The following is a 19,295-nucleotide window of genomic DNA, read 5'->3' on the forward strand; positions in this document are numbered from 1 at the left end:
GTTCAAGCTGAGGAATTTTTCAGTAAAAACTGAAAACCGATTTGAAAACTCCGCGTCGAACTTTTGTTCTCCTGCTTTTCTTCATCTATTCTGCACCTTGACAGTCAATTCTGCGAATTGATTTGGGACTTTTATTTTTTTGCGATGTTTGTGTTTCTTAGCTGTGTTATTTTTTGTTTTTACTATTTGAGTAAACACTGTAAACTGTGACTGCCAACTCAATTTACTCTTGAATACTTACTTTATAGTTAATACCATAAGTTTTGGTTAAATTATCATCGTTAAAAATATCTTTAACTGGTCCAGTTGCAATTTTCTTTACATTTAAAAAAGTAACCCAATCGAAATATTCGGGAACGGTTTGTAAGTCATGATGAACAACGATTACCGTTTTTCCTGCTTTTCGTAATTCTTTTAAAATATTAATAATGGCAATTTCGGTTGTGGCATCAACGCCTTGAAATGGCTCATCCATAAAATAAATTGAGGCATTTTGGACTAATGCTCTAGCTAAAAAAATGCGCTGTTGTTGTCCCCCAGAAAGCTGACTTATTTGTCGGCTTTTAAAAGCTAGCATGCCTACTTTTTCTAAAGCTTCAAGGGCTGCTTTTTTTTCTTTTTGGCGAGGGCGTTTTATCCAACCTAAACTGCCGTAAGTTCCCATCATTACAACATCTAAAGCGGTGGTTGGAAAATCCCAGTCCACACTTCCTTTTTGTGGCACGTAAGCGACTAATTTCCGCTGTTGCTTATAAGGTTTTCCGTAAATACTAACGCTTCCAGCTATAGGTTTTAAAATGCCTAGAATAGCTTTTATTAGTGTTGATTTTCCTGCGCCATTAGGCCCAACAATTGCCATAAGTACACCTTCAGGGATTTCTAAATCGATGTCCCAAAGTACGGGTTTGTAATTGTATGCAACGGTTAAATCGTCTACTTGTACTGCGATGTTCTGTTTCATCTTTTATATCTTAATGTTCATTTTGTTTTGATACAAAACGAACCAAAATTAAATCAAAATCAGGAAATTATTAAAGCATCATTCGGTTTCGAGATTTCGTGCTTTAAGGTGTGAAGCGTAGCTTCATATCTTCACTCATTATTTCTGAATTTTTGATATTTTCCGACTGCGACGGAAAACCTATTTTAATGCATTAACAATAGTATTTACATTATACTCAAACATTCCAATATAGGTTCCTTCAACTGTTCCATCGTTTCCTAAAGCATCAGAATATAGTGTGCCGCCAATTTTTACGTTATGCCCTTTTGAATTTACTGCGGCTTGTAACGCTTCAATAGTGCGCTTCGGGACAGAACTTTCTACAAAAATAGCTTTCACATTTTTTTCAATAATAAATTTAGCTAATTTCTGAACATCTTTAACACCAGCTTCGGTTGCTGTTGATAAACCTTGTAATCCTACAACTTCGAAACCGTAATTTTTTCCAAAATAATTAAAGGCATCATGTGCTGTGACTAATATTCTTTTTTCTTTAGGAAGTGTTTCAATGATACTTTTAACTTTATTTTGAAGGACATCTAATTTCGCTAAATACTGCTTCTCATTTTCAGTATAATTAACTGTATTTTTTGGATCTTTTTCTGATAATATGGTAGTTGCTTTTTTAGCAAACAGTTTAAAATATTCAATATTAAACCACACATGAGGATCGTAATTTGATGCAAAATAATCTGAGCCAATCAAGGTGGTTTTATCAATTTCTTCAGCTAACGCAATAGGTGTTTTTGTTTTGCTTCCCATTTTTTCAAACACTTCAACTAACTTTCCTTCAAGATGTAATCCGTTATAAAAAATAATGTCGGCATTTACTAGTTTAGATACATCGCCTTCACTTGCTTTATACAAATGCGGATCTACACCGCTTCCCATTAAACCTTGTAAATTAACAAAATCGCCACCAATGTTTTTTACCAAATCTGTTATCATTGTGGTTGTGGTTACAATATTGAGTTTTCCGTTTTCTTGTTTATTGTTTTTACAGCTAAAAACAATTGCTATTATAAGAATTAAAAGTATATTTTTTTTCATGTTTTAATTTTTATTTGAAGGTATTCTGAAACTTACTCCAGCACTTAATAATATGTCTTGCCCTTTTGTGATGCTTGACCCAACAGTGGCATCTAATTGCACATTGTTGTTTATCAAATAGGTTAAACCAGCATCCCAAAGATGGTTGGCTTTATTGTTTTCTGGCAAGTCTCCGTACAATTCCGCATAAGCGCCTAACTTATCAGTAATGCTGTGTCCGTAAGCAATGGTGTAAACATAAGAGGTTTCGGGGGAATCATTTCCCCAAGCCGCACCAAGATTGTATGATAAACTAGCGTTTTCATTTAGTGTATGTGCAAATGCAAATCTAAAATCAACACCTGTAGTTTCTGGCTTATAATCTGTACTCGCTGAAAAAGGTAAATATAAATGACCTAAAAAACCTATTTCGGGAAAACAACCATTTTCTTTTGCTATACCTGTTTTGAAACCTAATAATAACGGATTGAATCCACTTGAAACATTGTTTAAAGTATTTCCGTTAATTTTAGTCTTGCCCTCTACAAAATCCCAGCCTAAACGTAATTCTAGGTTATCTAATAAACCGTATCGAATTAAGGTTGTATTAAAAGTGAAATCTTCTGTTTTAATATTATTGTTTTCAAAAGATTCATAAAAAGCACCAGTTTCTATTTGTAAAAATCCTTTAGGCATTGCTGTAGGAGATTCGGTAGCATCTGGTCTATCTGTAATAAGCGCACCAAGAGTGGTTTCTTCTTGTGCAAGAGTTGATAGTGAACTTACTAATAAAGTAAGAAATAAAAATTTAGTTAGTTTCATTGACGTAAATAATGTTTGTAAAATCTTCATTTAAAAGAATAGTGTTATTGTTTATTAAAATTTGAGTCATTTTATTTTTGCTGAATTGTTTGGTTACCACAACAGTATTACCATATTTCAATCCGTTTAAAGCACAAAAATCAAAAAACTCTTTGTCATCACTCATTAATCGTGATATGGTATAAGTCTTTCCTTCTTTCGAATTAGACAATGCAATTGATGTGTCTTTCGTAGTGATTTCTCCTTGTGCATTTGGAATTGGATCTCCATGCGGATCGAACTTAGGATTGCCTAAGTAGGCACTAATTTTATTTGCTAAAAAATCGGATGTTTGATGCTCTAATAATTCAGATTCTCTATGAATTTCGTGTAAAGACATATCAAACATTCTAAACAATAAAGATTCCCATAGCCTGTGTTTTCGCACTACATTAAGTGCCATTTTTGTGCCTTTTTCAGTAAGTTTTAATTCTTGATATTTCTCGTAATGGAGCAAGTTTTTAGTCGCTAATTTCTTAGCCATATCTGTAGCAGCCGCGTTAGATATACCAAGCTTCTTAGCGATGTTTCCAGGTTTGGTATCGTTACTGTCATTCTTATCGTTTTTGTAAATGGCTTTTACAAAATTTTCTACTGCTATCGACATTGTTGCTTGTTTAATTAAATATTTAAGCTTGCTTAAATATTTTTCAAATATAACTAAAAAAATTAATTCTCAAACCAAACACTATAATTATTAACTTTAAGCTTTTTAATAAAAACTTGTATATGAATCGTTTCGTTGTTTTTCTAGTATCAGCAGTATTTGTCAATACTGTATGTGGTCAAATTAAGAAAGAACCTTTTAAGCCGTTGGATGTTTTTCAGCTAGAATGGGTGTCAGATCCCCAAATTTCTCCTAATGGAACACAAATTATTTACAGAAGAAATGGATTTGATATTATGAAGGATAAGGCTAAGGGTAATCTTTGGATTACAAATACAGATGGCACTTCACATAGAAAATTAACCTCAAGAGAAGTTAACGAATCACAAGCATGTTGGTCGCCAAATGGAGATAGAATTGCATTTGCAAGCTCAACAGAAGAAGGCTCTGAATTATATATGTTTTGGGTTAATTCTGGACAAATCGCCAAACTATCTCAGTTAGAAAAATCTCCAGCATCATTAACTTGGTCGCCTGATGGAAAACAGCTCGCATTTACTATGTTTGTTTCGGAAAAAGCACCAGTAGTTATAAAAATGCCTGCCAAACCAAAAGGTGCAATATGGGCTAAATCAGCTAGAATAACTGACCGATTGAAGCACGAAGCAGACGGAAAAGGCTATATGGAACCTGGATTCACTCATATTTTTACAATTCCAGCTGATGGTGGAACGCCAAGGCAAATTACTTCGGGTAATTATAATCATAGCGGAAATTTTTCTTTTTCTCTTAACGGGCAAACTATTTATTTTTCAGCTAATAGAAGCGATAATTGGGAATATGAGTTTAGAAATAGCGAAGTATATAAAGTAGATATAAGTACAAAAAATATTAATGCGCTTACTACTCAAAATGGACCAGATTACTCGCCAAAAGTATCGCCCGATGGAAAAACAGTTGCTTTTTTATCGTATAAAGACAAAGTACAAACGTTTCAAACCACGCAATTAAACATAATGAATTCTGATGGGAGTAAAAGGCGAATTATTTCTTCAAATTTAGATAGAAGTGTGTCTAATATTTCTTGGGATAACTCAGGAAAAGGCTTGTATTTTACTTATGATGATAAAGGAAATTCTAAAGTTGCTCATATAACTATCCCAGGGGAAATAACAAAACTTGCAGATAATTTAGGAGGAACAACTATTGGACGCCCTTATGCTTCTGGCACCTATTCGGTTTCAAAAAATGGCGATATTGCTTTTACGCAATCTACTCCAAACCATCCTGCAGATTTAGCTGTTATTCAGAATAAAAAATCTATAAAGCGTATTACAAATTTAAATGAAGATGTTTTAAATTTTTGTGAATTGGGACAAACCGAAGAAGTTTGGTATAAATCATCTTTTGATGATAGAGAAATTCAGGGTTGGATTGTGAAGCCACCTTTTTATGATGCATCAAAAAAATATCCTTTATTGGTTGAAAATCATGGTGGACCAATCTTAAATTATGGCGATAGGTTTACAGCAGAAATTCAATTGTATGCTGCCGAGGGTTATGTAGTTTTTTATCCAAATCCACGTGGAAGCACAAGTTATGGCGAAGAATTTGCAAACTTATTATATAATAATTATCCAGGAGAAGATTATAACGATGTTATGGATGGTGTTGATTATTTGGTTGAAAAAGGCATCGTAGATAACAATAAACTTTTTGTTACCGGCGGAAGCGCAGGCGGTATTATGACGGCGTGGATTATTGGAAAAAACAACCGATTTAAAGCTGCTGTAGTTGCTAAACCTGTTATGAATTGGATTAGTAAAACGCTAGTTGCCGATAATTATTTTGGCTATGCAAACTCGCGTTATCCGGGGCAACCTTGGGAAAATTTTGAAACCTATTGGAAATTTTCGCCAATATCTTTAGTTGGAAATATTGAAACACCAACAATGGTAATGGTTGGGATGAATGATTTACGGACACCACCAAGTGAAGCTAAACAGCTTTATCATGCTTTAAAGTTACGAAAAATTGAAACTGTTTTAGTTGAAATTCCTGATGCTTCTCATGGTATTGCTAGTAAACCAAGTAACTTAATTAGTAAGGTAGGACATACTTTGGCATGGTTTGATAAGTTTAATGAATGATTTAATGGCACCCACAGCCATCATCAGTTCCGCAAGCTTTGGAGGTTTTTTTCTTTGGTTTCCAAATGAATTTTTTTACTATAAAAATTAATGCAAAAGCAAGTACTGTAAAAGCTAATATGTTCTGTATAATAGTATTCATATTTCCTTGTAAACCACTCCTAAAATAAATGATTTTTTAGAATGTATTAAATTAAACAATTTTATTTAGATTTAAAAGATTGCCACGTTGCAAAAGCTCCTCACAGTGACGATTTATTTCAAAATCTGAAATGCAATTAAAGCTACTATATAAGCAAAAGCACTCATAATAACGAGCTGTAGGGTTGGCCATTTCCAGCTATTAGTCTCTCGTTTAACAATAGCAAGCGTACTCATACATTGCATTGCAAAAGCATAAAATAATAATAATGAAATACCCGATGCAAAGTTAAATAATGGGCCGCCTAAAATAGGATTAACTTCTCCTGCCATTCGGTTTTTAATGGTTTCTTCTTCGTCGCTTCCAACGCTATAAATAGTTGCTAGTGTTCCCACAAACACTTCACGAGCAGCAAAACTACTAACGATGGCAATACCAATTTTCCAATCGTAACCCAATGGCCGTATTGCAGGTTCAATAGCTCTTCCTGTAATGCCAATAAACGAATGTTCTAACTTATGTGATGCTATGTGTTGCTGTAATTCGTCTTCACTTAAGTTTTGCGACGCGTATTCAGTTTTTACAATGTTTTCAGCATCATTAAATGCTTTTCCAGGGCCGTAAGATGCTAAAAACCATAATACTACTGATATGGCAAGAATGATTTTTCCAGCTCCAAAAACAAATGATTTTGTTTTTTCTACAACAGTTAAGGCTACATTTTTAATTAACGGAAGTTTATAATTTGGCATTTCAACAACAAAAAACGATTTGCTTTTTATTTTTAATATTTTGTTTAGAATATAAGCTGAAATTACTGCAGCACCAAAACCAATAAGATACAAGAGCATTAGTGTTAATGCTTGATAGCCTAATCCTAAAAATCGTCCTTCAGGAATCACCAAGGCAATAATAATTAGGTATACAGGAAGTCTTGCTGAACACGTTGTAAAAGGTGTTACTAGAATGGTAATTAATCGTTCTTTCCAACTTTCAATATTTCGTGTTGCCATAATAGCTGGAATAGCGCAAGCTGTACCAGAAATTAAAGGCACTACACTTTTGCCACTTAAACCAAAACGACGCATAACTCTATCCATTAAAAAAACCACACGACTCATATAGCCGCTTTCTTCAAGTACAGCGATGAATAAAAATAAAAAGGCAATTTGTGGAATAAATATAACGATACCACCAAGACCTGGAATGATTCCTTCGGCAAGTAAATTGGTGAAAGCGCCTTTAGGTAATTGCGTTTTTGTCCATTCGCTTAACGATGCAAAAACACTATCGATAAAGTCCATAGGGACGCTAGACCAATCGTAAATAGCTTGAAAAATAGTTAGTAAAATAACAAAGAAAATAAGATAACCCCATATTTTATGGGTTAAAACTCTATCTAGTTTTGCCCGCAAATCTTTTGCTTGAGAGGCATCAATAGTTTGCCCTTTTTTAAGTATGTTGTTTATAAACTGATAACGCTTAATGGTTTCTTTTTGCTGTAAACGTTTTAAATCACCTTTGCTTTTTGTTTTAAAGTCGGTAACGTCATCAATTTCGTTTCTATCGGTTTTTCCAAAGTTTACATCTTGTGTAATAACTAGCCAAAGTTTGTATAATAACTGATTTGGAAAGGCTTTTTTTAAGTTGCCAAAATATTCTGCATCAATTTCAGAAGCATCAATGCAAGGTGTCACAGAGATGTCTTTATAGTTAGCAATTAAATCTTTTAAATGATCTATACCTTGATTTTTTCTTGTGCTTACTAAGGCTATTTTGGTTTCTAAATGCTCTTCTAAATAAGGTATATCTAAAGAAATTCCTTTATAATTCATACGATCTGCCATATTAATAACTAGTACCGTTGGAATTTCTAAATCTTTAATTTGAGTAAAAAGCAGTAAGTTTCTTTTAAGGTTTTCTACGTCACTAACAACAACAGCAATATCAGGAAAATCCTTATCGTTTTTATTAAGAAGTAATTCAATAACAACGTTTTCATCAAGTGATGAAGCATTTAAACTATAAGTTCCGGGTAAATCAATAATATGGGCTTTAACACCACGAGGTAATTTGCAAACACCTTCTTTTTTTTCAACTGTAATGCCAGGGTAATTACCAACTTTTTGGTTTAAGCCTGTAAGCGCATTAAAAACAGAGGTTTTTCCTGTGTTTGGGTTTCCTATTAAGGCAACGTTTATTTGCTTACTCATGTGCTATTTTGTCTATTAAAATGTGAATAGCAGTCTCTTTTCTTATTGCCAAATGCGTACCATTAATATTTAAATACATAGGGTCTTGAAAGGGAGCAAGCTGTAAAAGTTGCACAGAATTTCCTGGTAAACACCCCATTTCTAAAAGTTTTAAAGGAATATGAATGGATGAAACATCAGTAATAATGCCTCGTTCTCCACGTTTTAAATTTGCTAATGTCTCTTGCAAGCTTATTTAGATTGATTTTAAAGAAGCAAAAATAAGGTAAAAATTTAGGCTAAAAAAATTGAAACTTAAAAACTATTTTTGATATTCTTTTTTTAGGATTTTAATATCAGCAAGTAAGCGCTCAATATCTTCTTTATTTGTACCATCGTAAAACCCTCTAATTTGTTTTTTCTTATCAATAAGCATGAAATTTTCGGTATGAATCATATCAAAAGCATCACCATTATCCTTAACAGCTAAGTAGCTTTTTCTAGCTAGCTCATAAATTTGCTTTTTATCACCAGTTACCAAATTCCATTTGGCATCATTTACATTTTTTGATTTTGCATACCTTTTAAGTTGTGCAACTGTATCAATATCTGGAGTTACTGTATGCGAAAGCAACATAATATCATTATCGTTTATAATCTCTTTTTGAATTTGAGCCATATGCCCTGTCATAATCGGGCAAATAGTTTGGCAGGTCGTAAAAAAGAAATCGGCAACATAGATTTTATCCTTATAATCGTTTTGAGTAATGGTTTTTCCGTTTTGATTTATAAGTTTAAAATCGGCAATTTTATGATATTTTTTTTGATGTTGAATAGTACTATCTACCAACTCTGTACTAACCATGGCAGGTTGGTAAACAGGAAGCGGTTTGTAAACATTTAGAGTGTTGTAAATAATTACAATTATAATGATTGAAATAATAGCAAAAACAACGGCAAACTTTTTGTATTCTTTAAAAAATGAAAACATCTATAGTCATTAAAAAATTGATTGTTACAAAAATACAATGAATCAATCGTGACTAAAAATTTATAGTATTAAGATTTTGCTTAAACTTAAATTCATGTTAAAAAAAGGGACATTAAATATTAGTCTTTTTAAAGTTGGTTTAAAAGCTTACTTTTGTGCGATTATAAAAATCTGACAGAAGACATATGGAGTTTGTTATTAAAATATCTCAATTTTTATTGAGTCTTTCATTATTAATTGTTTTGCACGAATTAGGTCATTTTATTCCAGCAAAAGCATTTAAAACTAGAGTAGAAAAGTTTTATTTATTTTTTGATGTAAAATTTTCGCTATTTAAAAAGAAAATAGGTGACACTGTTTATGGTATAGGTTGGTTGCCTTTAGGAGGTTATGTGAAAATTTCGGGTATGATTGACGAAAGTATGGATACCGAGCAAATGGCACAAGAACCACAACCTTGGGAGTTTCGCTCTAAACCTACATGGCAACGTTTAATTATTATGTTGGGAGGGGTAACAGTAAATTTCGTGTTAGCTTTAATCATTTATATTTTTGCATCATTTTTTTATGGTGATACCGATATTTCTGCGGCAAGTTTTCAAGATGGATATCACATACATAACCCATTGTTAAAAGATTTAGGTTTTAAAACAGGTGATAATGTTGTTGCTGTAGGGGATGTTAAAGTTGAAAACTATTTTGATATAAAAGGGAATATTATTGGTGCAGAATCTGTGACAATTAAAAGAGATGGTGTTGAAAAAACAATTCAATTTCCTGAAGACTTTTTAGGGCAATTATCAACAAGTAAAGACAGAAGTCTTTTTGAAATAAGAAGACCTTTTATTTTTGGTAAAGTAAGAGATTCTTCATTAAACAAAAATACAGATTTAAAAGAAGGGGATGTTATTACGGGAGTTAATGGAGAAAAGATAAAATATTTTGATCAGTTTAAACCTGTTTTGGATTCATTAAAGGGTCAAGTTGTTACTGTTGATGTTTTAAGAGGAAAAGAAGAATTTAAAACTAAATTACAAATTGATGATAAAGGAGAGTTTGGTTTTATTGCTACTGGTTCGTATAACATGTATGAAGAGCTAGGGTATTTATCTATTACTAGAAAGAAGTATTCTTTTGGAGAGAGCTTTGGTGTAGGTTATAACAAGTTTATAAACCAAATCACGTCTTATTGGGATCAATTAGGCGCCATTTTTAGCCCAAGTACGGGAGCTTATAAAGGAGTAGGTGGCTTTAAGGCTATTTTCGATATTTTTCCAGATACCTGGAGTTGGGAAGCTTTTTGGGGTATTACAGCTTTTTTATCAATTATGTTAGCTGTTTTAAACCTATTGCCAATACCGGCTTTAGATGGTGGTCATGTTATGTTTTTATTATATGAAATGATTTCTGGAAGAAAGCCAGGAGATAAGATTATGGAGTATGCTCAAATGGTTGGTTTCTTTATATTGATTGCATTAGTTTTATTTGCAAACGGAAATGATATTTATAAAGCTATTTTTAATTAATTTTTTTAATTATTATATTTGCTGTAATTAAAAAATAATATATATTTGCGCTCGCTAACGCAGAAAAAATATTCCTTCTTAGCTCAGTTGGTTAGAGCATCTGACTGTTAATCAGAGGGTCCTTGGTTCGAGCCCAAGAGAAGGAGCAAAAAAAGTCTAACATTTATGTTAGACTTTTTTGTTTTTCATGATTTTATTTAAAATTTAATTATTTAGATAAATGTGTTTTTACCGTTTCAACAACTTTTTTAGAATTCCCTATAAAAATAGCATCATCAATAATAATTACAGGTCTGCTTAAAAAGGTGTAATGATTTAAAATATAGTGCTTATAATCGCGCTCTTCAAGTTGTTGGTTTTTTAAATCCATTTCCTTGTAAAGTTTAGCACGCTTACTAAAAAGCGCTTCGTAGCTTCCTGCAAGCGCTTTCATTTGCTCTAATTGTTTAACTGTGATGTCTTCAGTTTTAATATCCTGTAAAACAAATTCAGAAGACAAGTTCAAATCTTTTAAAATTCTAATGCAAGTGCTACAGGTTTTTAAATAGTATACTTTTTTCATGATTATTTGTTTTTTTATTTTCTTGAAAAAGGAAATCTAAAGAATTTCAATAACAAATAAAGGCAATTATAGTATAAATACTATATTTATCGAAAAAAATAAATAATATGGATTTTACATTTCAGGTTATAAATAATATACGAACTATTTTTAGTAAAATAATCGATGAGAATACTTTAGAAGATTTAAACAAAGTACCAAAAGGGTTTAATAATAATATTATATGGAATATTGCCCATGTTGTAGTTTCAGAGCAATTATTGGCCTATAAGTTGTCGGGTTTACAATCGGTACTTTCAGATGAGATGATTAATAAATATAGAAAAGATACAAAGCCAGAAAACGATGTAACTCAAGATGAAGTAAACGACATAAAACGTTTGTTATTTTCTACATTAGAAAACACAAAAGCGGATTACAACAACAACGTTTTTAAGACGTATAATACATATACGGTATCTACAACTGGAAATACTTTAAATAATATTGATGAGGCGTTACAATTTATACTTACCCACGAAGGCATTCACTACGGGTACGTTTTGGCGCTTTTAAAAGCTATTAAAAACTAAGTAAGGATTAGCTTCTTCAATAGGAATACTAAATTCTATAATACCAGTGGAGTAAGGTGCAATTTCGTAGGTGTTGTAAAGTAAAATAACACCATCGTCGCTAAACCCAATATTTTCAGGAAGTTGAAAATTTTCACTGTCAAAAAGTAGGTCTTTGCCTTCTGCTGATGCATCAAAATATTTTTTTACAATGGTTTTAAACCCTTCAATATCTGTAAATAATTTATCATTATCGATTATTTTTCCTGTTGACGCATCAAAATTTAAAAATGAAATATTTAAATTACCGTGAGCACCACCAGTATTCGTGTAAGATGTTAAAGAAACACTTATAATGTCTTGTGTTTTTAAAATGACTTCACCATCAATTTGTGCTTCCCATTCTTGAGTGCTTTCAGGAAAATCGTTTATAAAATTGTTGTACTCGTTATTAAAATTTTTAATACTTTCTTCTACAGATTTTGAACTTGAATTATTAGGCTCTCCAATTTGTAATGCACCGATTACATAGTCTTTAATAGACAAATTAATTGATTTAGCTATATCATTATTTTCGTCTGTTAATGGAATATTTACATCAACAATACTGTTATTTTCTGAAGTGAGTTTTGTTTCTGAAAAAACAATTGACATATCCTTTTTACAGCCTAAAAGCAAACAAAAAAAGAAGACAACTAAAAGCGGTTTAAGTTTAAGCATAAGTATAATATAAACTAGTGTTAAAGGTAATTATTGCATTTGAATTGAAAAAGAATTCCTCGATAGATTATCGAGGTATCAATTAAAATTGTCATGCTCGCGAAAGCAGGAGTCTAAGTAAAAAGTCAGATATAGAATCAATAATATTTTTTACTTCAACGAATTAAAAGTTACATTTGTAACAAATAGAATAAACAATGAAATTTAATACAAAAGTAATACACGGCGGGCAAGAGCACGACCCAGCTTACGGTGCTGTAATGCCTCCAATATACCAAACAACAACGTATGCGCAAACTACTCCTGGAGGCCATAAAGGTTACGAATATTCAAGATCGCACAACCCAACCAGAAATGCTTTAGAAAATGCTTTTGCAAGTATTGAAAACGGAAACTACGGACTTGCTTTTGGGTCTGGCCTTGCAGCAATTGATGCAGTTATTAAACTTTTAAAACCTGGAGATGAAGTGGTTTCTACTAACGATTTGTACGGTGGTTCGTTTAGGTTGTTTACTAAAATATTTCAAGATTTTGGCATCAAATTTCATTTTATAGGCATGGAAAATGCTTCGAATATTGAGTCTTATATCAATGCCAATACAAAACTTATCTGGGTTGAAACACCAACCAATCCAATGATGACTATTATAGACATAAAAGCGGTATCTGCAATAGCTAAAAAGTATGATGTTTTGTTAGCTGTAGACAACACGTTTGCGACACCTTATTTACAACAACCATTAGATTTGGGAGCAGATATTGTTATGCATTCGGCAACCAAATACCTTGGCGGGCATAGCGACGTTGTTATGGGTGCACTTGCTGTTAAAAATAAAGAATTAGCAGATAGATTATATTTTATACAAAATGCAAGTGGTGCTATTTGTGGACCTCAAGACAGTTTTTTAGTGTTAAGAGGTATAAAAACATTACACGTAAGAATGCAACGTCATTGCGAAAATGGTAAAGCTGTTGCTGAATATTTAGCAAATCATCCTAAAGTTGAAAACGTGTATTGGCCTGGGTTTGAAAATCATCCAAATCATCATATAGCAAAATCTCAAATGAAAGATTTTGGAGGTATGATTTCATTTACCTCAAAAGGAAACAATTTTGAAGAGGCTATTAAAATAGTTGAAAACTTAAAGGTTTTTACTTTGGCTGAGTCGTTAGGCGGTGTTGAATCTTTAAGTGGTCATCCAGCAAGTATGACGCATGCAAGTATACCAAAAGAAGAAAGAGAAAAAACAGGTGTTGTAGATTCTTTAATCAGATTAAGTGTTGGTATTGAAGATATTTATGATTTAATTGCCGATTTAAAACAAGCTTTGGGTTAAAAATAAAAACGAATATAAAAAACCCATAATTGAAATTTCAATTATGGGTTTTTTATATATTAATAAATGTTGTTTTAATCTAAATAATAAATGTAACCAACATTAACCCATAAAAGCCAATCGTTATGCTTATTATACTCTAACTTATGGTTTAAACCATCAACCCAATCACTAAAATAATATTGAAATCTAAAATCTAGCATCAAATCAGATAATTTATCAAGCTTATAACGGACACCTCCACTTGCAACCATAGACCATGTACTGCCTCCGTTTACATTAATAGGATATGGTTCTACAGTTGGATCAAAATTATCAAACCAATGTGAATAAATATTGGCAGGATCAAAAACACCTCTATAATTGGGGTTGGTAGTATCACCATAAGTTGTACTCGCTTTTGGGTTAAAAGACGTGTAATGAACACCTAAGCTTGCAAAAGGGGCTACTCTGTAACTAAAAGATTGAAAGTCACGAATACTTCTAGGGAAAAACTCAAGTTGAGTTCCAATATCTAAGTTTTGAGCAACACCAGAATGTGCTCGAAGTCTTTGTGCATCTTGAGAAGTTTTACTAGGGTCTACCCATCTTCCATGATGATTTAAATTGGTTTTATTCCAAGAAATTTCGTTTCTTAATTTAAAATGATCATTCCAATACGTATCGGTTGTATAGCAATTACAATCTGCTCTATATGAAAAATTGATGTAATGCACTATTCCTATACCAAACCCTGAATTACCAAAGTTAGTTTTTTCGTCATCTCGACTACCAAAATCCGATCTAAATTCTACAGGACCAGCAATAACGCCTATTTCGTGCGAAAAACCTAATTGAGAGTATGCGGTTTGATAAATAACAAACAAGCAAAAAGCTGAAGCTAAATGTTTCAAGTTAAGCATAATAAGGTTGTGTTTTTTGAGGCATTATTACAACAAATATATAAAAACTCGATTAACAAACAAATATTTGTACGTTTTGAGGAAAAGCCTAAAAAGTATTAGTTACGAATTTCAAAAAAAAATGATGTAATTTTTAAAGATAACGTATATTTGTGCCTTTAAATTATATTGTTCATAATTAAGTAATACAATTCGTATATATGAAAAATAATATTGATGCATTTTTAGATGAGGTAAAAAGACGTAATGGACACGAACCAGAGTTTTTACAAGCTGTTGAGGAAGTAGCAGAAACAGTAATTCCTTATATTGTTAAACACGACATTTATTATGGAAAAAACATTCTTTTAAGAATGGTAGAACCAGAACGATTAATTTCTTTTAGGGTTTCTTGGGTAGATGACCAAGGAGAAATTCAAGTAAACAGAGGTTATAGAGTTCAAATGAATTCTGCAATTGGACCTTATAAAGGCGGTTTGCGTTTTCACCCTACAGTAAATGCTAGTATTTTAAAGTTTTTAGCTTTTGAGCAAGTGTTTAAAAACTCTTTAACAACTTTACCAATGGGTGGAGGAAAAGGAGGTTCGGATTTTGATCCTAAAGGCAAATCTGATAACGAAATTATGCGTTTTTGTCATGCTTTTATGAGTGAGTTATTTAGACATATTGGTCCAAATACCGATGTTCCAGCAGGAGATATAGGCGTGGGAAGTAGAGAAATTGGCTTCATGTTTGGGATGTACAAAAAGTTGAATAACGAATTTACAGGAGTTTTAACTGGTAAAGGTCAATCTTGGGGAGGCTCATTAATTAGACCAGAAGCTACTGGGTATGGAAACGTATATTTTGCTCAAAACATGTTAAATACAAAAGGCGACTCTTTCGAGGGTAAAAAAGTAGTCATTTCTGGATCGGGTAATGTTGCTCAATACGCTGCTGAAAAAGCAATTGAATTAGGAGCGACTATATTGACAATGTCAGATTCTACAGGATATATTTTAGATGAAGACGGAATTAATGCTGAGAAACTAGCTTTTATCATGGAATTGAAAAATGTGAAAAGAGGAAGGATTAACGAATACGTTGAAAAATATACAAATGCAAAATTTTTCAAAGGAGAAACGCCTTGGTCGGTAAAATGTGATATCGCATTGCCATGTGCAACTCAAAATGAGTTGAATGGAGATGATGCTAAGAAGTTAATAGCAAACGGGTGTATTTGTGTTTCTGAAGGTGCTAATATGCCATCAACACCAGAGGCAATTCATAAATTTCAAAATGCAAAAATCTTATTCGCACCAGGAAAAGCTTCTAATGCAGGTGGTGTTGCAACATCTGGTTTAGAAATGAGTCAAAACTCGCTTCGCTTAAGTTGGTCTCGCGAAGAAGTTGATATGCGATTAAAAGATATCATGGAAGATATTCATGATTCTTGTGTTGAATATGGTAAAAATGATGATGGATCTATAGACTATATTAAAGGAGCAAACATTGCTGGATTTGTTAAAGTAGCTGATGCTATGTTGGCACAAGGCATCGTTTAGTATAACCCTTATAAATATTGAAAAGCTTCCTAAAATTCTAGGAAGCTTTTTTAGTTTAAATTATATTATTTTAAAGTAAAATCCGTTAGTTATAAATATCTTTAGCCTTTAGAAAGCATACTTATGATTAAAAGACTTGTTGTACTAATAATATATTGCATGCCTCTTTTGCAATTTGCTCAAGATTTTTCGGCACTTTGGGAAGACCATTTTTCATACAATAATATAAAAGATGTTGTAAAAGGGAATAACAAAATTTATGCGGCATCAGATAATGCTGTTTTTAGCTTGGATCTGCAAACCAATGAGCTAAACGAACTTACTACAGTAAACGGTCTTTCGGGAGAAGCTATATCAACAATATATTATAGTGATACTTATGAGTTGTTGCTAATTGGTTATGAAAATGGATTAATAGAAATTGCTTTTGAGAATGATGACGACATTCTCTCCATAGTCGATATTATTGAAAAATCTACTATCCCAGGAACAGATAAAAGAATAAATCATTTTGGTGCTTTTGAAAATGTAGTTTATATAGCAACCAACTATGGAATTTCAGTATTTAATTTAGAACGATTGGAATTTGGAGACACTTATTTTATAGGAAATTTAGGCAGTCAAACACGAGTTAATCAAACGACTATTTTAGGTGATTATATTTACGCAGCATGTTTAGATGGTAGTGGATTGAAAAAAGCTCAAGTATCTAGTCCAAATTTAATTGATTATCAAAATTGGCAAACCGTATCTAATGGCGATTTTTTAGCAGTTCAATCTGTAGAAAACCAATTATATACCATTAGAACTAACAGAAGAATTTATCAAGTTGTAAACGATGTTTTAACCGAGTTGTTTCAATATGCAGATACACCAGTAGATGTTAGGGCAACAGATAACAGATTATTGGTAACTACAAAAAACAGCACTTTTGTTTACGATAGTAATTTTAATTTAATAGTTCAAGCGAATGTTGATAGTGCTTTTGATACCGCATTTACTTCTGTAACTGTTGATGTTGATTCAATTTTTATTGGAACTAAAGATTTTGGTGTTTTAAAAACATCGATATCAAATCCAACAGAATATGAAGAAATTCATCCCGAAGGGCCATTGTTAAATATACCATTTTCAATTCAAGCAGGACAAAATGATTTATGGGTTACTTTTGGAGAGTACAGTTTTTTTTACAACCCTTACCCTTTAAATAACAGAGGCATTAGTCATTTGAAAGATGATGGCTGGATAAATACACCTTATGAAGAGGTTTTGGATGCTAAGTGTTTAAATGCAATTTCAATAAATCCAAATAATAACAACCAAGTATTTATAGGTTCTTTTTTTAGTGGATTATTAGAAATAAATGATGAGATTCCAAGTGTGTTGTATAATGAAACCAATAGTGGTTTAGAGTCTTTAGTGTTGCCTTCAAACCCAAATTATGTAGATATAAGAGTTGGGCCATTTGCTTTTGATAGAAATGGTGTTTTATGGACACTTACAAGTCAAGTTGAAAAACCTTTAAAATCATTTAATCCAAGTAATAACCAATGGCAATCCTATGATTTTACACAATTTAAAACCGAATTGGGTTTTGGTAATATTGTTGTTGGGAGCGATAATACCAAATGGATTGCAGGATACTGGAATGGTGTTATAGGGTTTAATGAAAACAACGGAACCCCTTTGTTAAAAAGCATTAGCAGCGAAGAAGATAACATGCCTTCTCATATTGCAACTGCAATAGCTATTGATAAAAGAAACCAATTATGGGTGGGTACAGATAGAGGCTTAAGAGTTATTTATAATACCTCTAATTTTTTTACTGAAGCAAATATTCGAGCCGAAGAAATAATTATAGAAGAAGGCGGCATAGCTAAAGAGTTACTGTTTGAACAATTAATTAAAGATATTGAAGTAGATGGTTCAAACAATAAATGGATTGGAACTGCGGATTCTGGACTATTTTATTTTTCTGCAGACGGACAAAAAACCATATTCCACTTTACAAAAGATAATTCACCGTTGCCATCAAATACTATAAATGATATTTCTTTAGATGATGCTAATGGCATTGTTTACATAGCAACAAATAAAGGCTTAGTCTCTTTTCGCTCTGGTGGTTCAAGCCCTTTAGACGATTTAGAAAGCGCATATGTCTATCCAAACCCAGTAAGACCAACCTTTAATATTGTTGATGAGAAAGTAAAAATTAAAGACATTTCTGAAAATGTAAATATAAAAATAACAGACATTGAAGGTAATTTAGTTGCAGAGGCACAATCAAGAAACAATCTGCGATACAGAGGTTATAATCTTGAAATTGATGGAGGGACAGCCTATTGGAATGGGAAAAATCTAGCCAACAACGTAGTAGCTTCAGGTGTGTATCTTGTGATGTTATCAGATTTAGATACCTTTGAAACCAAGGTGCTAAAATTAATGGTTGTTAGATAATGTTACTTACCACAAATGCTATTGTTTTATCTAAACTCAAGTATCGCGATAACGATTTAATTGTAAAATGTTATACCGAGCAATTAGGTGTTGTTAGTTTTTTGCTAAGAGGTATTTTAAAAAGCAAAAAAGGAAACTCAAAAATCGCATATTTTCAACTATTATCCCAATTACAATTAGAAATTATATACAAACAGAACCGCTCTTTACAAGTTATAAAAGAGATTAAGTTAAATCATCTATATACGAGTTTACATTCAAATATTTTAAAAAGCTCAATTGTCATGTTTTTGGCAGAAGTTCTAGCCAATACTTTAAAAGAAGAAGAACAAAACAACAACCTATTTAGTTATATAGAAACCACATTATTATGGTTAGATACACACTCAGAATACTCAAATTTCCATTTACTTTTTTTACTTAATCTAACCAAATATTTAGGCTTTTACCCAGAAGAAATTAATACAGCATACAATTACTTTAATTTATTAGATGGCAAATTTGAAACAAAGCAACAAGGTAAATACACTATTTGTGGAGAAAATTTAACATTGCTAAAAACCTTATTGGGCACAACATTTGATGCCTTATCTTCAGTGAAAATTAATGCGAGACAAAGACAATCATTTTTAAGTATGATTTTGCTTTATTTTGAATTACATTTGGGCAGTTTTAAAACACCAAAATCACTCCAAATATTTAATCAAGTTTTTAGTTAAAG

At 32.1% G+C, this 19,295-nt stretch carries 17 protein-coding genes and 1 tRNA gene; 8 read left to right on the forward strand and 10 right to left on the reverse strand.

Features of this window, described 5'->3' with window-relative positions; all coding sequences use genetic code 11:
* Positions 1-223: 223 nt before the first annotated feature.
* From RG22_RS09195 to RG22_RS09210, 4 genes are all read right to left on the reverse strand, one after another.
* Positions 224-961 carry a metal ABC transporter ATP-binding protein gene (locus RG22_RS09195; RefSeq protein WP_034042656.1) on the reverse strand — a complete coding sequence of 246 codons (738 nt, stop codon included), beginning with the start codon at positions 959-961 and terminating at the stop codon, positions 224-226.
* 180 nt (positions 962-1,141) lie between these two features.
* Complete coding sequence (locus RG22_RS09200) at positions 1,142-2,053, reverse strand: metal ABC transporter solute-binding protein, Zn/Mn family (RefSeq protein WP_034042657.1); 912 nt, start codon at positions 2,051-2,053, stop codon at positions 1,142-1,144.
* 3 nt (positions 2,054-2,056) lie between these two features.
* Positions 2,057-2,854 (reverse strand): transporter, encoded by a 798-nt coding sequence (locus RG22_RS09205; protein WP_034042659.1) that lies wholly within the window; start codon positions 2,852-2,854, stop codon positions 2,057-2,059.
* Positions 2,841-3,500, reverse strand: a complete 660-nt coding sequence (locus RG22_RS09210) for a metal-dependent transcriptional regulator (RefSeq protein ID WP_034042661.1) — start codon at positions 3,498-3,500, stop codon at positions 2,841-2,843. Before RG22_RS09210 ends, RG22_RS09205 begins: the two co-directional genes overlap by 14 nt.
* Positions 3,501-3,622: 122 nt before the next feature.
* Here RG22_RS09210 and RG22_RS09215 point away from each other — a divergent pair, with 122 nt between their 5' ends.
* Positions 3,623-5,650 carry a S9 family peptidase gene (locus RG22_RS09215; RefSeq protein ID WP_034042663.1) on the forward strand — a complete coding sequence of 676 codons (2,028 nt, stop codon included), beginning with the start codon at positions 3,623-3,625 and terminating at the stop codon, positions 5,648-5,650.
* Between the two features lie 255 nt (positions 5,651-5,905).
* On the opposite strand, the gene feoB is transcribed toward RG22_RS09215, so the two are convergent.
* The 3 genes from feoB to RG22_RS09230 all read right to left on the reverse strand — a co-directional run bounded on the left by feoB (position 5,906) and on the right by RG22_RS09230 (position 8,975).
* The gene (gene feoB, locus RG22_RS09220; RefSeq protein ID WP_034042664.1) at positions 5,906-8,005 is read right to left on the reverse strand and encodes a ferrous iron transport protein B; all 2,100 of its coding nucleotides are present in this window, start codon (positions 8,003-8,005) and stop codon (positions 5,906-5,908) included.
* Positions 7,998-8,234 (reverse strand): FeoA family protein, encoded by a 237-nt coding sequence (locus RG22_RS09225; RefSeq protein ID WP_034042666.1) that lies wholly within the window; start codon positions 8,232-8,234, stop codon positions 7,998-8,000. The genes feoB and RG22_RS09225 overlap by 8 nt, the downstream gene beginning before the upstream one ends.
* Before the next feature lie 72 nt (positions 8,235-8,306).
* Positions 8,307-8,975 carry an SCO family protein gene (locus tag RG22_RS09230; protein ID WP_034042668.1) on the reverse strand — a complete coding sequence of 223 codons (669 nt, stop codon included), beginning with the start codon at positions 8,973-8,975 and terminating at the stop codon, positions 8,307-8,309.
* 185 nt (positions 8,976-9,160) lie between these two features.
* Here RG22_RS09230 and rseP point away from each other — a divergent pair, with 185 nt between their 5' ends.
* Both rseP and RG22_RS09240 read left to right on the forward strand, forming a co-directional pair.
* Entirely contained in the window at positions 9,161-10,501 is a 1,341-nt protein-coding gene (gene rseP, locus RG22_RS09235) for an RIP metalloprotease RseP (RefSeq protein WP_034042670.1), read from the forward strand.
* Positions 10,502-10,573: 72 nt separating this feature from the next.
* A tRNA-Asn gene (locus RG22_RS09240) sits at positions 10,574-10,647 on the forward strand.
* Between the two features lie 62 nt (positions 10,648-10,709).
* On the opposite strand, the gene RG22_RS09245 is transcribed toward RG22_RS09240, so the two are convergent.
* The gene (locus RG22_RS09245) at positions 10,710-11,063 is read right to left on the reverse strand and encodes an arsenate reductase family protein (protein WP_034042671.1); all 354 of its coding nucleotides are present in this window, start codon (positions 11,061-11,063) and stop codon (positions 10,710-10,712) included.
* 107 nt (positions 11,064-11,170) lie between these two features.
* Here RG22_RS09245 and RG22_RS09250 point away from each other — a divergent pair, with 107 nt between their 5' ends.
* A complete protein-coding gene (locus tag RG22_RS09250) occupies positions 11,171-11,635 on the forward strand; it encodes a DinB family protein (protein WP_034042674.1) in 465 nt (154 codons plus the stop codon).
* Here the strand turns inward: RG22_RS09250 and RG22_RS09255 are convergent.
* Positions 11,615-12,334 carry a DUF3298 and DUF4163 domain-containing protein gene (locus RG22_RS09255; protein WP_034042676.1) on the reverse strand — a complete coding sequence of 240 codons (720 nt, stop codon included), beginning with the start codon at positions 12,332-12,334 and terminating at the stop codon, positions 11,615-11,617. The genes RG22_RS09250 and RG22_RS09255 overlap by 21 nt on opposite strands.
* Before the next feature lie 197 nt (positions 12,335-12,531).
* On the opposite strand from RG22_RS09255, the gene RG22_RS09260 reads away from it, so the two are divergent.
* Positions 12,532-13,671, forward strand: a complete 1,140-nt coding sequence (locus RG22_RS09260) for a cystathionine gamma-synthase (protein ID WP_034042678.1) — start codon at positions 12,532-12,534, stop codon at positions 13,669-13,671.
* 74 nt (positions 13,672-13,745) lie between these two features.
* Here the strand turns inward: RG22_RS09260 and RG22_RS09265 are convergent, their stop codons facing one another.
* A complete protein-coding gene (locus RG22_RS09265) occupies positions 13,746-14,573 on the reverse strand; it encodes a THC0290_0291 family protein (protein ID WP_034042680.1) in 828 nt (275 codons plus the stop codon).
* A 200-nt stretch (positions 14,574-14,773) separates the two neighbouring features.
* On the opposite strand from RG22_RS09265, the gene gdhA reads away from it, so the two are divergent.
* The 3 genes from gdhA to recO all read left to right on the forward strand — a co-directional run bounded on the left by gdhA (position 14,774) and on the right by recO (position 19,293).
* Complete coding sequence (gdhA, locus tag RG22_RS09270) at positions 14,774-16,117, forward strand: NADP-specific glutamate dehydrogenase (protein WP_034042681.1); 1,344 nt, start codon at positions 14,774-14,776, stop codon at positions 16,115-16,117.
* Positions 16,118-16,240: 123 nt separating this feature from the next.
* Positions 16,241-18,574, forward strand: a complete 2,334-nt coding sequence (porZ, locus tag RG22_RS09275) for a type IX secretion system anionic LPS delivery protein PorZ (RefSeq protein WP_034042683.1) — start codon at positions 16,241-16,243, stop codon at positions 18,572-18,574.
* Positions 18,574-19,293 carry a DNA repair protein RecO gene (gene recO / locus RG22_RS17875; RefSeq protein ID WP_034042685.1) on the forward strand — a complete coding sequence of 240 codons (720 nt, stop codon included), beginning with the start codon at positions 18,574-18,576 and terminating at the stop codon, positions 19,291-19,293. The genes porZ and recO overlap by 1 nt, the downstream gene beginning before the upstream one ends.
* Positions 19,294-19,295 lie beyond the last annotated feature (2 nt).

Source organism: Wocania ichthyoenteri Th78 (assembly GCF_000789235.1).
Lineage (GTDB): Bacteria > Bacteroidota > Bacteroidia > Flavobacteriales > Flavobacteriaceae > Wocania_A > Wocania_A ichthyoenteri.

What these genes read in the sequence shown, in the direction of transcription:
- RG22_RS09195 (WP_034042656.1), bottom strand. Translation starts at nt 961, where the DNA reads ATGAAACAGAACATCGCAGTACAAGTAGACGATTTAACCGTTGCATAC.
- RG22_RS09200 (WP_034042657.1), bottom strand. Translation starts at nt 2,053, where the DNA reads ATGAAAAAAAATATACTTTTAATTCTTATAATAGCAATTGTTTTTAGC.
- RG22_RS09205 (WP_034042659.1), bottom strand. Translation starts at nt 2,854, where the DNA reads ATGAAACTAACTAAATTTTTATTTCTTACTTTATTAGTAAGTTCACTA.
- RG22_RS09210 (WP_034042661.1), bottom strand. Translation starts at nt 3,500, where the DNA reads ATGTCGATAGCAGTAGAAAATTTTGTAAAAGCCATTTACAAAAACGAT.
- RG22_RS09215 (WP_034042663.1), top strand. Translation starts at nt 3,623, where the DNA reads ATGAATCGTTTCGTTGTTTTTCTAGTATCAGCAGTATTTGTCAATACT.
- feoB (WP_034042664.1), bottom strand. Translation starts at nt 8,005, where the DNA reads ATGAGTAAGCAAATAAACGTTGCCTTAATAGGAAACCCAAACACAGGA.
- RG22_RS09230 (WP_034042668.1), bottom strand. Translation starts at nt 8,975, where the DNA reads ATGTTTTCATTTTTTAAAGAATACAAAAAGTTTGCCGTTGTTTTTGCT.
- rseP (WP_034042670.1), top strand. Translation starts at nt 9,161, where the DNA reads ATGGAGTTTGTTATTAAAATATCTCAATTTTTATTGAGTCTTTCATTA.
- RG22_RS09245 (WP_034042671.1), bottom strand. Translation starts at nt 11,063, where the DNA reads ATGAAAAAAGTATACTATTTAAAAACCTGTAGCACTTGCATTAGAATT.
- RG22_RS09250 (WP_034042674.1), top strand. Translation starts at nt 11,171, where the DNA reads ATGGATTTTACATTTCAGGTTATAAATAATATACGAACTATTTTTAGT.
- RG22_RS09255 (WP_034042676.1), bottom strand. Translation starts at nt 12,334, where the DNA reads ATGCTTAAACTTAAACCGCTTTTAGTTGTCTTCTTTTTTTGTTTGCTT.
- RG22_RS09260 (WP_034042678.1), top strand. Translation starts at nt 12,532, where the DNA reads ATGAAATTTAATACAAAAGTAATACACGGCGGGCAAGAGCACGACCCA.
- RG22_RS09265 (WP_034042680.1), bottom strand. Translation starts at nt 14,573, where the DNA reads ATGCTTAACTTGAAACATTTAGCTTCAGCTTTTTGCTTGTTTGTTATT.
- gdhA (WP_034042681.1), top strand. Translation starts at nt 14,774, where the DNA reads ATGAAAAATAATATTGATGCATTTTTAGATGAGGTAAAAAGACGTAAT.
- porZ (WP_034042683.1), top strand. Translation starts at nt 16,241, where the DNA reads ATGATTAAAAGACTTGTTGTACTAATAATATATTGCATGCCTCTTTTG.
- recO (WP_034042685.1), top strand. Translation starts at nt 18,574, where the DNA reads ATGTTACTTACCACAAATGCTATTGTTTTATCTAAACTCAAGTATCGC.